Raw genomic sequence first — 13,745 nt, forward strand, 5'->3', positions numbered from 1 at the left:
CTTGACAAAATACTGAAAATAGTATAAGTTTGGTCGATAAGGAAGCAATTTCTTATTATGAGTTAAATTTATTTAGCTCAAGCATGGGGATTAAAAGAGTCTGCATATAGCAATATATGCGGGCTCTTTTTTTTGTTTGAAGAACATGAATTCCCAAGTATACAAAAACCCTCTAGATTTTATATTGATCGAGGGACATGAATTATCAGCTATGAAAAAATCACTAGCTTCAGCTGGTATGTGCGCTTGAGGCGCATCTCTCAGAGAGTACACCTAGAGGCAATACAATAATAAAAAGAAAATTTAAATATAAAAATATATTCTAATTCACTTTTTCGAAAAAGTGACAAAAACATCGAACGAAAAAATTTTAGATCATTACGCTACAAAATCTAGTAAAATTCCGAACTCGTCATTCCGTTAACACTCCACTCCTCAAACAGCGGACATTTTACAGATATTTTTACGCTTCATTTTTCTCCAAAATTTTTCAATGTTCGAGAAAAATCAATCAGTTTACTGGACTCACGACAGCGGGGAAAATAGAAAAATATTAGGAGAGCACTTTTTCTAATAGCTCTTTATTCCCATTGATGAAATCGGTGGCTGAGTGTGGTTTTTTGCCTTCTAATTGGAGTCTTAGAACTTCTAGAGTATTTTGACCACATTTTATGAGTAGTTTTTTTTCAAAAGTGAATAATTGACCTATTTTTTTGTCAGAAATATCTTTTTCAAGTAAATCAGCTTCAATAATTTTTAATAATTTGCCATCAATCTTTGTCCAAGCACCTGGCCAAGTGCTCATTGCTCGTATTTGTTTTTCAATATAGCTAGCTTCTTTTAACCAATCTATTTTACCATCTTCTTTGCTTGTTTTTTTGACTATGCTAGAAAGCATATCGTTTTGTTTTTTTGGATTAATATTTCCGCTAATATATTGATAAATAGTATCGGATAGAATTTCTTCACCAAGCTTTGAAATTTTTTCGAAAAGAGTTTCAGTCGTCTCTTTTTTATCTAAAATGATTTCAGCCTGATTTATAATATCTCCCGTATCCATCCCTTTGTCCATTTTCATTATAGTTACTCCGGACACACCATCTCCATTTAGAATACTTGCCTGAATGCAAGATGATCCTCTGTATTTAGGGAGAAGTGAGCCATGGACATTTATACAGCCATATTTAGGAATATCAAGTATCTTTTGGGGGATAATTTGGGCATAGGCAACAACGACTATTAAATCTATACCGAGGAAAGGAAAAGAATCCTTATCTGAATAAGACGTATAATTCGATATTTTTCCAGGTTGATAGACTGGGATAGAGTTTTCTTCGGCAAGGAGCTTAACGGGCGTTTTTTGTAGTTTCCCGCTTCTTCCAACGGCCCTATCTGGCTGAGTAAAACAAGCGACAATATCAAAACGATTGTCATTAATCAATGACCTGAATGAAAGTACTGCGAAATCTGGTGTTCCCATGAATATTGTTTTGATTTTTGAGTTCATTTTTATCTGTTTAGCTGTTATAATAAATTTAATAGTAAATAACAATGAGCATCCCCGACTATACGCCTCTTCGAGACTATCGGGAGACTCGCTCACACACGAGCCATGGATATAATATTTTCGACAATTTTAAATTTTTTTTCTGACTTCGGTTATTGGGGAGTCTTTTTTTTGATGACTATTGAAAGCTCTTTTATTCCGTTTCCCTCTGAAATAGTTATCCCTCCGGCTGCTTATCTAGCTTCCCAGGGGCAGTATAATGTGTATCTTGTCGTTTTGTTTGGTATTTTAGGGACTTTACTTGGTGCTTTGATAAATTATTTTCTTGCCCTAAAACTTGGAAGAACCATAATCTATTCTTTACTTGAAACAAGGATTGCAAAATATCTATTCTTGGATCAAGATAAAATAAAAAAATCCGAAGATTATTTTTTGAAATATGGAAACATTTCAACTTTTGTTGGAAGACTTGTTCCTGCTGTTAGACAACTAATATCCATCCCTGCTGGATTTTCTAAAATGAATCTAAAAAGTTTTATATTTTATACAAGTCTAGGTTCAGGAATTTGGATAAGTATTCTAGCAATTCTTGGTTATCAGCTCGGAGCAAATAAAGAACTTTTGTCTCAATATTATAGTCAAATTAAGACAGGACTATGGTTCTTGGGACTGGTCTTTATAGTCTATCTTTTTATAAAAATAAGAAAAAAATAATTTATCTCTTTTTACTTTGTATTCTCTCTCTATCGATAGTAAGAATTCCATCAAGATGATCAATTTCGTGTTGAATTACTCTTGCTAAAAACCCCTTAGCTTCTATTAATATTTCTTCTCCTTCTTCGCTAATATATTTACAATTTGCATTTTTTGACCTTCTAATATTGCAAAAAATATTGGGCAATGAAAGGCATCCTTCTTCGTCAACTTCAGTTCTCCATGATTTTTTTGTAATTTCAGGGTTAATCATGCACAGCTTACCATCCTTGGTGTTTATCACTATCATCCTAATGTTTTCACCAATTTGAGGTGCTGCCAAACCAACCCCATCTTTTTTTATCATAGTTAACTTCATATCTTCAACTAATACAATAAAATCTTTATCTTTTAGCTTAGATAAAACAATTTTTTTTGATATTTCGTTTAGTGATGGTGTTGGATGGGTAACTATATCTAGTATTTTTGCCATATTTTTAAAATTATAGTCTAATACTATAATAAGAAAAAGATTTAGGCAAGTCTAGCTATTTTAAAATAACTAAAAAAGATATATAATACCTATATGACCAATAATAGTAAAATAAGTAATAAAGAGCACGAGTTAAATAAACTTTGGGCGAAAATAGAGAATGAATCTACTGATGGGGATTCACTTTGTTATATTATAAAAAATGCTCCACATTTGAGAAAAAAGGCATGGGTAAAGCTTAAGGACAGTAATCCAACCAGCAATGACTTGCGTTACGTAGTTGAGAATATTAATGAGCTAAGAGAGGACGCTTGGGCTATTTTAAAGAACAGAAAGCTAACTAACTATGAGCTTAAAAATATTGTTGAATACTCTCCTGAAGTAGCAAACGAAGCTTGGAATATTTTAATCAAACAAAAACCAACTAACTATGAGTTAAGAGAGGTGGCCAGATATTCCAGGGATCACATTGACGAAGCTTGGAAAAAATTGAAAAAAAACAAACCAAGTACAGCTGACTTAATTTATATAATGCGTTTTGTTTCCGCTCACATAGAAGATGCTTGGAAGGTGTTTTTGAAAAACTATCCGGACACAGAAGATTATTTGGAGGTAATAAAGTTTGTAGAGAAAAAAAGCTTTTATGCTTGGAAAAAATTTGTTGAGCTAAATCCTGATAATCAAAAAATAATACAACTCATTATAGATTCTCCTAAGTTTAGACATGACGCCTGGGTTAAACTTCTTTCAAATAAACCATCTAATAACGAGTTGGCAATTGTCATGAGGGATGTAGGGGGGCTTAGAGAAGAGGCCTGGAAACATATGCTTAAAAATGATGTTGAAAACAAGGACTTGCGTTTTGTTATCTCTAATGTCAAGGAGCATTCCTATGATGCCTGGAAAATACTGGCGAGCAGGAAACCTGATAATTATGACCTTTGTCATATAATAAAAGATTCAGAAGATTATAGAAAAAATGCTTGGGATATGTTAAAAAATAATAACCCAACGAAAGATGATTTACATTTTGTGATAAAATTTGTTCCAGAACTGGCGAGTGAAGCAAAAAAACTATTAAGTGAAACAGATTTTGACACCATGAATAAAATAATTAATATTATAAAATAGATATGCAGAAGATGGATTTTCAAGCTATAGGTGATGTGTTTTCAAAAAAGAAAGATATGAAGAAAGAAGGCGGCTTGGCCGACACAAAAAAACCACCCGCTCATGAGTGGCAAGATTTGGCATTAAGAATAATAAAAGAATTAGGAGTCCCTGGGTTTAAAAGAAATTCAGTTTTTAAAATATGTAAAGACAATTCCAAACAATTTGTGGAAACTTGTTTGTCTGATACTAAAGAATTGTGTAAGACCGGGGCTAAATGGAGTTATTTTTTCAAGTTAGTGAGCTTGAGAGATAAACCAGATACATTTATAAAATAAAATTCATCACCATATAACCGACCCCAAAAGGATGTTCGTAGGAAAGCATTTTAGGGTCGTGTTTTATTTTGGATAATATCCCTTGTAGAATTAAAATCGATCTAAGACCGCATTGATTAGAGTCAGTTATTAAACTTTCTTTCATTTTAAGTATACTGTTTATATCGTTGTCATTTAGGTATTCAATAATCTTTGCATCAAACTTTTTACCTTTTGAAGAATAAGGAGCGGGGGAGTCTTTTGTCAGACTGTGAGATAGGTCTCCAGAAGCAATAACGGCTATCCTTTCGTTATTGGAAAACAGTTCTTCTTGGAGTAATTTGCCAAAATCAAAATGTTCTTGCGAACTAAGACCAGAATAATATATAGGAATTATTTTAATATTGGGGAGATTTTTTGTTAGCAAATAAAGAGGAACCAAGGAGCCGTAGTCTAGATTTGTTTCACTCATTAACTGCAAGGGTGCTTTTGTTTCTAGTTTTTCTCTAATTTTGTAAGCGAGCCCAATGTCACCATTAAAGTTAACTTTAATGGAATAGTCTCCAAATTCTTCAAAATTTCCTTCAAATTTTGGGCTTAAGTTCATGGTAAATGCATTTTCTTGAACTTGACCATGTGGAGAAATAATTAAAATCGTATCAGGATTTATCTCAAGCAAATCATTTTCCAGTTTTGCAAAAGACTTTAAAGTATCTTCAAGTCTTTTAGTATTTTCTTTTCCTATTGAAGGAATAAGAATAGGGGAATGTGGTGAGATGGCTGCAAATACAATTGACATATTATTCTTGACCTAATTCTATGTTAGCAATTATATTTTCCTCAGCAAGTTCTTCGCTATCTTCTTCTATTGTTTCTTCCTCGACTGCTACTGTTGCCACAATAGGATCTCCTATTTCATATAGATCAAGTATCCTTTGGGGCGCTGTTAAAATATTTTCCCATTTATATCCAAGACCTTCAAAAACTTCAGCAGAACTCATTGCATGCAATGTGCCATCTGCAATAACATATACGGCTGGACTTGTATCGGAAGTAATAAGTTCTCCATCTCCGTATTTGTATGGAGCGATTTTAGTATATCTAGCTAGCTCTTCTTGAGAGACTGGAGTAATTGTTTGATTTCTAAACTTTGTTCTTAGAAATACGGAGTCAAGAAGTGGAGCTTTTGTGCTTCCTTCTACGTAAAAAACACCTCCCGTTGAACTGTCTTGGAGAAGAGCTCCGGTCGCATAGCTAGAAGTCTCTGTAATATTCTCACCATCATCGTAGGATTTAATATCATCCCAGCTTGCATTTATTACTTCTTCTGGGTTAAAACCAATAACTCTAAATGCTTCAGGGCTTTCAATCAAACGTTTTTTATTATCGACCAAAAGGAAAGTTTTCCCCATAGGAGATCTAACCAATGAATATTGAGGGAACATAATAGATGGTCCTTTTGGATATTTTTCTAGCTCAGATTTATTAATACTAATTATTTTATTCACATCGAATCTCGTTGTAAGAGCACCCTTCGAAAGGAAGGGTCTTCTTTGACCATTTTGAATAAGCCAAACACCAGGTTCACCAATGGCCTGTACTAGAGTTCCATTGGGATAAGTTCTAGTAAAATATCTTTGCCAAATTTTATGAAAATTGAAATTGCCGTTATAAACATGCGGAGTATAGACATAAAGGCCAGCGGTTGCTTTATTCTCAATTGTAACAATATCATCACCTTGCTTTAGAGTAGAATAAGGATTTGAAAAAATATGTGTTTCACCTGGTTTAAATGAACAGTAATTAGCTCCAGGCTTGTAGTTTGGCTCATCTATGTCTTGGCAGCCATTCATGTAATACATAAATTGAAGAGAAGCAGAATTAATTTGTTTATAGAATCCTTCCCAGCGAGTGTTGCATTTATCTCCATCTGGACAGCCATAACCAGTCGCCCAGTCTAGTTGGGTTTGTTTTGGATTTTTTGATTCAATAAGACTTTGCTCTTTTTGGAGAAGAACTAACAAAAATTGGGGATTAATTTTATTTTCCTGTGAAACATCATAAATATGTTCAGCGGCTGACTTCTTTTCCCCCTCTAGGTTTGTCGTTAGATAGGTTGAGAGGTATCCATTCTTGCTAATAAGAAAATTATTAATCTCAGAATATCCCATCGAATTATAATTTAGAATTTCATAATCACTAATTATATTATTAGGATTAAACTCAGCCTTCGCTGAATTGATTACAAAAAAAGACGAGAATATTAAGATTGAAATAATTGATATTTTTTTTGAGAACATATACTTTTTGGCTCGTTTATTTGATTAGTTATGAATTAAATTATAGCATGTTTTCTGAATATTTAAAAAAAATATTTCAATAGATAAAAAGCACCTCAGGGGTGCTTTTTAGAATATTGTAATTTTGTATTGTTATTCCGAAACTTCGTATTTAACTGGAATTTCTACCAAATTTTTCTCTTGGCCATTATCATCTAATTCATAGACAGCAATAAAACCTTCTTTGGTAGAGTTAAAAACGAAGTTTAGGGTAATTTTAAAATCGTTTTGTGCTTCGTCATTTTCATCTATAACAGCATAGCCTCTAACTTTTGAATTGTGCTCAGAATCCCTTAGTTCAACAAATAGTTGATTTTTCGTAGCATTGGTTGTTCCCGTAATAGTTATAGGGCTACTAATGGTGTCTCCAGATTTTATATCATTTATGGCTGTTTCAACATTCTTGTTCTTGATTTCTTCTTGTTTTGGTGTTTCTTCTTGAATTTGATTTGCTTGTTCGTCAAGATTTTCTTTTTCAACGTTTGTACTCGAGCAAGCACTGAGAGTAAAAGCAAAGACAAACAAAAATGAGAATAATAGTAATTTTTTCATAAAGATATATTTTATTTATAGATTATACTAATTTTATCACAAAAGGCTTAAATTGCAAGAAAAAAAGGCTGTACAATAAACAGTGTGGTGGAAAACTAAAAAACAGTGGTAATATTAGAATGAAAACCGAGTTTCTCAACTCGAGACTAAAAATTAACACTGTTTCTATGAAAAAATCTATCATTAAAATGCTAAATCTGCAAGGGGTATTGATTGGAAAAATCAATATTTCGGAAGAAAAGAATGAAATTATTATCCCGTGTCGGTCACCTCGCAGGATGATAAGATGTCCGATTTGTGACAATAGCTCAAAAAGGGTTCATCAGGTTAGTCAAAGAAAAGTTAAACACGGGATGTTAAACTATCGACAAGTGATACTTGCTTTGACAGTCAGGAGATTCAAATGTAAACACTGTCAGAAAGTATTTACAGAAACTTTCCCGGGGATTAATAGAGATCAATCATCAGCTAATTTAAAAATTCAAATGTTAGATTGGCTCAGACGTAATAGTTTTAATTTCATTGGTGAACAATTCAATGTTTCTCCATCCACCTTAGTACGCTATGTGTTGAAAATGAATGGCGATATTAATATTAATTGGCGTACAGCTAATGTCACTAAACTCGGAATTGATGAACATAGTTTTCGGGGTCATTATCTCATTATCACTATCACTGACTTATCAAACAAAAAACTACTCGCTGTTTTGAAGTCAGATAGCCAGGAGACACTAGCTAGATTTATTCGCGAAATACCCGAGGAATATAGGGAGAAAATAGAGGAAGTATGTACTGACTTGCGTTCTAGCTACAAAACAGTGGTAGAGAAGCTACTCTCTCATGCTGATTTAACAGCAGATAGATTTCACGTCGAGACTCTAGCCAGAAGAGCTCTGGATGAGATTAGAACAGTAGTCCAGGAAGAAGGTGCAGGGTCTAGAATGAATCTAAAAAAACTATTGTGGGTCAATGGAGATGCTTTGGGTGAATATGAGAAAGAGAGACTGGATATGGCTTTTCAAAAATACGAAAAGTATCCAGTTTTAAAACAGGCCTACATTATTAAAGAGAAGATAATATTTATGTATCGGGCACATAGTATTGAGGAGGCAGAGAAAAGATTCAACCATGTTATGTTGTTATTGGAGACTCCAGAATATAGTCGTTATTTACGAACACTACATGCTACATTAAAAAAATGGAGAATCCCAATTTTGAATTATTTCAAAAATAAAACAACCAACGGTTTTACCGAAGGTTGTCATACGAAGATTAAGATGATCAAGAGAGTCAGTTACGGATTTAGGAATATAGATAACTATATTGCCAAAATGACTCTGGCCTTTTTACCACTTTCTTTCATATTAAACTATCACACTGTTTGACGGGGAGCCGAAAAAAAGCCACCGTAGGTTCACGGTGGCTTTGAATTTTAATACATATAATAGATTATTGGAGCAGAGTATTTATATCCGCTCACTCCAATATAGTCCAGTGTGGTAATTCTTCCATCATTATCGAGATCTGCTCTTTCAAATTGTTCGAAAGAATAGTCTTTCAAGAATGTTGAACTGACTCTTGCTCTCAGCATAGCTCTTGCTAGAGTGGTATCGCTTGTGTCTACTGTTACGTCAACAATATCAGTTCCGTCATCAACGTTTCCAGTTAGGTTACCTGGGAGATAATAATACACAGTACTGACAGATTCCTCTCCGTTTGAATAAACATTTACCAGGGAGATAAATACTCCATTTGGTTCCATCTCCGGAGTAATTGTTAGTACGTACTCATCTTCTCCTAGGTTCAGCTTTGTGCTCTCATAAAACACAGGGTTTTCAATCTCATTCCAATCCTTGTCGACAGTAGCACCTTCGTATGTTTTTGCTACTTTCCATTTACGTAGAAGGGGAGTAGAAACATAATCTTCAATTCCGATGACTAAATCATGTATTGGATAGAAGGCTATTCCATCAGGTGATGTTTCTCGAAGTTCTTTAAACTTCATTTCTGATGGTGGATATTCTGGATTCGAAAGACTTATGCTATTTATTGCTACCTCATAAGTAGCAATATCACCTTCTTGTCCAGATCCTCTTTCGCCATATTCGACAACAAACTCATAATAGCTTGAAGCCTTTGTCATGGCTACTGAATCTGCATACCCTTTGAAGGAATAGTCAACAAAGAAGTATTTTTCTGTCGAAATCCTTTCGCCTGTTGAAATGTCACGAGCATAAAACCTGAAAGGCGATTGGTCATTTACCAGTGGATCTGGTGAACCTCCGTCGGAGAAAAATAGATTAGCATCAAAATTAATGAGGTCACCTATGAGTACTCCTCCAGACCTGTATTCAGTAAAACTGAGTGATGAAGGATCAGTTATTTCAGCTTTGATGGTTCCACCGCTGGTTAGATACACTCCATTGAACGTAAAATCGTTAGTTGATATTTCATACACCAATGGTCTTGATCCAACAGCATTAGAGAAGACGCTCTCGTTTCCATCGCTGTCGTATGCAGAGACTGCAAAGTATTGCCAGCTGTAGTCTTCTAGTCCAGTGATTTGGAATGTCAAAACATTTCCAACGTCTTCAACTGTGATGTTGAAGTCATTTTTATCTCCAGCTAAAAGAGTTGTGAAGCTATCACAGTAATATATTTTATACCCTGCAACGTTGCTGGGGCTTTCGTCCCAGGACAAGGTTACGATTTTTGCTTGTGCAAAAACTGGAAATAAAAACAAAACGATTGCCAACAATAATAATAATCTTTTCATGTGTGTCTCCTTTTTGTATGTGTGCCAAGATAGGCATTATAAATGAACAACGATTGTTGTCTATTATAGTACATACAAAAAGGTAATACTATAATAGAAATTTTAATATACTTTATTTTAATGTTTTTGTCAAGTGTTATTGTCTTTTTAATGTAACCAATAAAACCATATAATAAAATTATAATAATTGTTTAATGTTAGCTATAAAATACTTATTAAATGATTAATTAACTGCTAATGATTTTATTAGTTATAACTAATATTGACAAATATGTCAAAATATGCTATGATTGAAAATTAAATAAGTAAATTAATTATTATAAATAATTTTATGAAAATTAGAAAAAGAATTTTAAACACAATTTTGATTCTATCTTTGATCTTAGGCATCATGCCTACAATAAAAGCTCAAGGAGCTGGAGAGAATTTAACTATTAATCCAGTTATTATAAATGCTCAATATAATCAATCTGATATTATAGTACCATTCTATGTTAGTAATACAGAAGATTTATTAAATATTGTTTTCACGGTTTCTTATGATAACTCTTTAGTGGAGTATATAGGAATAGATGAGGATGATGTTGGTCAGTTTGCTAAATCAAGTTGTAATCAGTATTTTTATTTAGCGGACACAGATGTTAATCAGGTTGAAGTTACTGTTTCAAGATCAAGTTGTGGAGCAATCGATGTAGATTCAGAAATAAAAGTGATTGATCTTCATTTTTCATCTTTGGGGGTCGTTGGAAGTTCTCTTATATCAGTTTCTGCAATAGCACACGATTCAACTGGCACAACAACTATAGCTGGTTTCGATGCTGGTCATGGTGATTTAATTATAAATCCTGCTCCAACCCCAGAAGTAAATATCACTCCAAACCCAGATACTATAAACATCGGAGATGCTTCTGATTTAACTATCTCAGTTAACGATGCTCTAGATATGTTTGGCTTCTATGCTGATGTCACTTATGATCCAGCAGTGCTTAGCTACAATCTAGACTCTGAAATTATTGGGACAGAATTGGTTTCTGGAAATTGGACAGTTTTTGTTGACTTTATTGAACCAGGTCTTTTGAGTGTTCTAGCTGATGCTGACATGGATGCCTTGAACGGAGACTTGGATATTATTACTTTAAACTTTGATTCAATTGCAGACGGACAGTCAGATATTATATTTGCTGACCAAGGAATATTCACACTAATGACTGATTCAAATTATGATCCAATTGATGCTAATTGGAATAATGGAAGTGTTGTTGTGGAAGTGCCAGATACCACCGCTCCAGTAATTACCTTAATCGGTTCTTCAGCTATAGAATTAACTGTAGGTGATGATTATGATGATGCTGGTGCTACGGCTCTTGATGATATTGATGGTGATATTACAACTAATATTGTGACAATTAATACCGTTGATACAAATACTGCAGATACTTATATTATTTTATATAACGTTTCTGACGCTGCTTCTAACCTAGCAACTGAAGTTGCTAGGACTGTTGTGGTTGAGGAGGCGCCAATTGTAGATACTACAGATCCTGATAGAAGTGCTGCTTCTCCAAGCGGAGCACAGTCTTCAGGAACAACTCAAGTGAGTATTGGTCTAACAACAGACGAAGATGCAAGTTGTAAATATTCGACCATTGCAAATACAAGCTATGCTTCGTCAACTGATATTTTTGCAAGCACAGGAAGCACAACTCATTCAACTGCTGTAAGCGGACTTTCTAACGGACAAACTTATAATTATTATGTTCGTTGTGAAGATGCCAATGGGAATTCTAATGTAGATGATTATCCAATAACATTCTCTGTTTCAAATCCATCATCTTCAGGCAGTAGCGGTTCAAGTGGGAGTTATACTCCACCATCTGATACAACAGCCCCAGCCCAAGTTTCTGCTTTGAGGGTAAATAGAACTGAAAACAACATTGCTCTAAATTGGGAAAATCCAGCAGACAGTGATCTTGCCGGAGTTCTAGTAGTTAAAGTTGAAGATGAAGTAGATTCATATATAGGAGCTTTAGCCGCTAAAGAATTAGGGGAAACAGTTTATGATGGAATATTGAAAACCTATACAGATGATAATATTGCAAGTAATTTGGTGTATTATTATCTAGTATATACATATGACGAAGTCCCAAATTATTCTAATGCACAATTAATAAAAACATCTCCATTGGTGGATACAGTTATAGAAGAAATTGAAGAAGTGGAGAATAAAAATACATCAAGTGGAGTAAAATATACAAATCTTGGTGGTGTCGATAGTTCAATTGTGGAAGAGGTGAGTGGAAATGAAGCTAGAACAATTCACCAATATGATAAATTTGTTAATATGGACGCAATTTATGTTTCGCTTTACAATAAAGTTGTTAGTGAAAATGACGGTAAGGTGCTTAGCCCCGATTCTAAATATTCAATTGCCTATTTTGTAAGATATGGTTCTGATACGACAATTATTCTTGGAGCAGGTGAGAGAGCTGGTGTTGTTAATTCATATAAATCAGTATTCTCAAAACTTCCCCAAACTGAAGAAGAATGGAAAGATGTTGTAAAAATTGCAAATGGACGTTGGCCAAGTGAACAAAATATTTCAGCCGAACAAAAAGCACAAGCAGAAATATTTAAAACAATCTATAAACGTGAAGCGAATATGGAGAATGCCAATGATAATGCCGCAGTAACAGTTATTACCTATGGTCTTAGACCAGCTGATAGAAATATGGATTCAGAAAAGGCAGGGATAAAAATATTTAAATCAATATTTGGCCACAATCCAAGTCTAGCCAATGAATGGGATATCGTAAGAGCTATTTCATACAGTGGAGCGACAAGATAAGAGCACGCAACATGTAACACAAAACACATAATATAAAAATAGGTATAGAGTTAACTCTATACCTATTTTGTCTATGTCATCCCGGACTCGATCCGGGATCCAGAAATGTTGGACAAGAAGTTTTCTTAGATGTCCAGTCCCCATACGTCAAGCTATAGGATAAACAAGCTGATCATGACAGGGAGGAATCCCTTTGATTTTTTTAAAATATAATCATTAAAAATAAATTTTGTTAAATGTTAAAAAAATGTTATAATAAAATAAATAAAACTCAAAAAAGGAGAATGGACCCATTAAAAATATTTAAATACATAATAGCAATAAATTTAGCAATAGTGCTTTTGTTTGTTGTTTTTTTGGTTGGAGTTAAATTGTATCAAACTAAAACTAGTGGGTTCAAGATCGTCAGTACCAGTCTTGATGAGCAAGAAATTCCATTTGAATTAGATTTGGAACCGAATAAGCCTGATGTAGAGGGAATTATAAAAAATAATACAAATAAAGATCGGCTTGAAAATAGCGATAAAAAAGATGACGACACTTTAACTGAAACTGAAATTGCTATAAACGAACAAAAAAAATACGAAGAAATATATGAGAATGGTAATATCATTGATTGTAATGGCTTGTTTGATCAGAACCTAAAAAAAATGTGTTTAAATAATCTTGCAATAAAAAAATCTTTTGAAGAGAAAGATATGGGATATTGTGATTACTTAGACAATGATCTTTATAAGATTGATGATTGTAGAATTAATGTTGTTGTTTCTTACTCTAATAAAACAAATTTTTTAGAAAATTGTAATATTCTTGAGGAAGAAATGATTGTAAAAAAATGCAAAGACAGGTTCGAATTCGATGAAAATGTTTTATCATCAGGTTATTCAATTTGTAGTAATATTACAAATAAAGAAGAAAAAGATTTTTGTTATTCCTCTGTGCTTGCAATGAAAATTATAAATAAAGAAGATTTGGCTTGCAGTGAGATAAAAGAAATTGAAGAACTTGAGAATGATTGTAATTCTTTGAGGGAGTTTTTGGAATCTTCAGATTATGCTAATTGTGATATATATAAAACAAAAATATTTAAAGAAATTTGTTTAAATCTATAAA

The 13,745-nt window shown here is 33.4% G+C and carries 12 protein-coding genes; 6 read left to right on the forward strand and 6 right to left on the reverse strand.

What is annotated here, in order from left to right:
• Positions 1-553: 553 nt before the first annotated feature.
• Complete coding sequence (gene fmt / locus PF572_04540; GenBank protein MDA3840331.1) at positions 554-1,507, reverse strand: methionyl-tRNA formyltransferase; 954 nt, start codon at positions 1,505-1,507, stop codon at positions 554-556.
• 105 nt (positions 1,508-1,612) lie between these two features.
• Between fmt and PF572_04545 the strand changes: the two genes are divergently transcribed.
• Positions 1,613-2,221, forward strand: coding sequence for a DedA family protein (locus PF572_04545; GenBank protein ID MDA3840332.1), 609 nt, complete (start codon positions 1,613-1,615; stop codon positions 2,219-2,221).
• Position 2,222: 1 nt separating this feature from the next.
• On the opposite strand, the gene def is transcribed toward PF572_04545, so the two are convergent.
• On the reverse strand, positions 2,223-2,693 hold the full coding sequence (gene def, locus PF572_04550; protein MDA3840333.1) for a peptide deformylase: 471 nt from the start codon (positions 2,691-2,693) through the stop codon (positions 2,223-2,225).
• 93 nt (positions 2,694-2,786) lie between these two features.
• Between def and PF572_04555 the strand changes: the two genes are divergently transcribed.
• Together PF572_04555 and PF572_04560 are read left to right on the forward strand one after the other, a co-directional pair.
• Positions 2,787-3,824 (forward strand): hypothetical protein, encoded by a 1,038-nt coding sequence (locus tag PF572_04555; GenBank protein MDA3840334.1) that lies wholly within the window; start codon positions 2,787-2,789, stop codon positions 3,822-3,824.
• 2 nt (positions 3,825-3,826) lie between these two features.
• Entirely contained in the window at positions 3,827-4,141 is a 315-nt protein-coding gene (locus PF572_04560; protein MDA3840335.1) for a hypothetical protein, read from the forward strand.
• Here PF572_04560 and amrB read toward each other — a convergent pair.
• From amrB to PF572_04575, 3 genes are all read right to left on the reverse strand, one after another.
• Entirely contained in the window at positions 4,131-4,919 is a 789-nt protein-coding gene (gene amrB, locus PF572_04565) for an AmmeMemoRadiSam system protein B (protein ID MDA3840336.1), read from the reverse strand. The genes PF572_04560 and amrB overlap by 11 nt on opposite strands.
• Before the next feature lies 1 nt (position 4,920).
• On the reverse strand, positions 4,921-6,420 hold the full coding sequence (locus PF572_04570) for a hypothetical protein (protein ID MDA3840337.1): 1,500 nt from the start codon (positions 6,418-6,420) through the stop codon (positions 4,921-4,923).
• Between the two features lie 132 nt (positions 6,421-6,552).
• Complete coding sequence (locus tag PF572_04575; protein ID MDA3840338.1) at positions 6,553-7,011, reverse strand: hypothetical protein; 459 nt, start codon at positions 7,009-7,011, stop codon at positions 6,553-6,555.
• A gap of 167 nt (positions 7,012-7,178) precedes the next feature.
• Between PF572_04575 and PF572_04580 the strand changes: the two genes are divergently transcribed.
• Positions 7,179-8,396, forward strand: a complete 1,218-nt coding sequence (locus PF572_04580) for an ISL3 family transposase (protein ID MDA3840339.1) — start codon at positions 7,179-7,181, stop codon at positions 8,394-8,396.
• Positions 8,397-8,443: 47 nt separating this feature from the next.
• Here the strand turns inward: PF572_04580 and PF572_04585 are convergent, their stop codons facing one another.
• Positions 8,444-9,472, reverse strand: coding sequence for a hypothetical protein (locus PF572_04585; protein ID MDA3840340.1), 1,029 nt, complete (start codon positions 9,470-9,472; stop codon positions 8,444-8,446).
• Between the two features lie 646 nt (positions 9,473-10,118).
• Here PF572_04585 and PF572_04590 point away from each other — a divergent pair.
• Together PF572_04590 and PF572_04595 are read left to right on the forward strand one after the other, a co-directional pair.
• Positions 10,119-12,632, forward strand: a complete 2,514-nt coding sequence (locus PF572_04590; protein MDA3840341.1) for a DUF5011 domain-containing protein — start codon at positions 10,119-10,121, stop codon at positions 12,630-12,632.
• Positions 12,633-12,868: 236 nt separating this feature from the next.
• Positions 12,869-13,744 (forward strand): hypothetical protein, encoded by an 876-nt coding sequence (locus tag PF572_04595; protein MDA3840342.1) that lies wholly within the window; start codon positions 12,869-12,871, stop codon positions 13,742-13,744.
• The last annotated feature ends 1 nt before the right edge of the window (position 13,745 follow it).

This window comes from Patescibacteria group bacterium, assembly GCA_027858235.1.
In the GTDB taxonomy this organism is placed as follows: domain Bacteria; phylum Patescibacteriota; class Patescibacteriia; order Patescibacteriales; family BM507; genus BM507.

What these genes read in the sequence shown, in the direction of transcription:
- PF572_04590 (MDA3840341.1), top strand. Translation starts at nt 10,119, where the DNA reads ATGAAAATTAGAAAAAGAATTTTAAACACAATTTTGATTCTATCTTTG.
- PF572_04575 (MDA3840338.1), bottom strand. Translation starts at nt 7,011, where the DNA reads ATGAAAAAATTACTATTATTCTCATTTTTGTTTGTCTTTGCTTTTACT.
- PF572_04580 (MDA3840339.1), top strand. Translation starts at nt 7,179, where the DNA reads ATGAAAAAATCTATCATTAAAATGCTAAATCTGCAAGGGGTATTGATT.
- PF572_04595 (MDA3840342.1), top strand. Translation starts at nt 12,869, where the DNA reads ATGTTAAAAAAATGTTATAATAAAATAAATAAAACTCAAAAAAGGAGA.
- PF572_04560 (MDA3840335.1), top strand. Translation starts at nt 3,827, where the DNA reads ATGCAGAAGATGGATTTTCAAGCTATAGGTGATGTGTTTTCAAAAAAG.
- PF572_04555 (MDA3840334.1), top strand. Translation starts at nt 2,787, where the DNA reads ATGACCAATAATAGTAAAATAAGTAATAAAGAGCACGAGTTAAATAAA.
- PF572_04545 (MDA3840332.1), top strand. Translation starts at nt 1,613, where the DNA reads ATGGATATAATATTTTCGACAATTTTAAATTTTTTTTCTGACTTCGGT.
- amrB (MDA3840336.1), bottom strand. Translation starts at nt 4,919, where the DNA reads ATGTCAATTGTATTTGCAGCCATCTCACCACATTCCCCTATTCTTATT.
- fmt (MDA3840331.1), bottom strand. Translation starts at nt 1,507, where the DNA reads ATGAACTCAAAAATCAAAACAATATTCATGGGAACACCAGATTTCGCA.
- PF572_04570 (MDA3840337.1), bottom strand. Translation starts at nt 6,420, where the DNA reads ATGTTCTCAAAAAAAATATCAATTATTTCAATCTTAATATTCTCGTCT.
- def (MDA3840333.1), bottom strand. Translation starts at nt 2,693, where the DNA reads ATGGCAAAAATACTAGATATAGTTACCCATCCAACACCATCACTAAAC.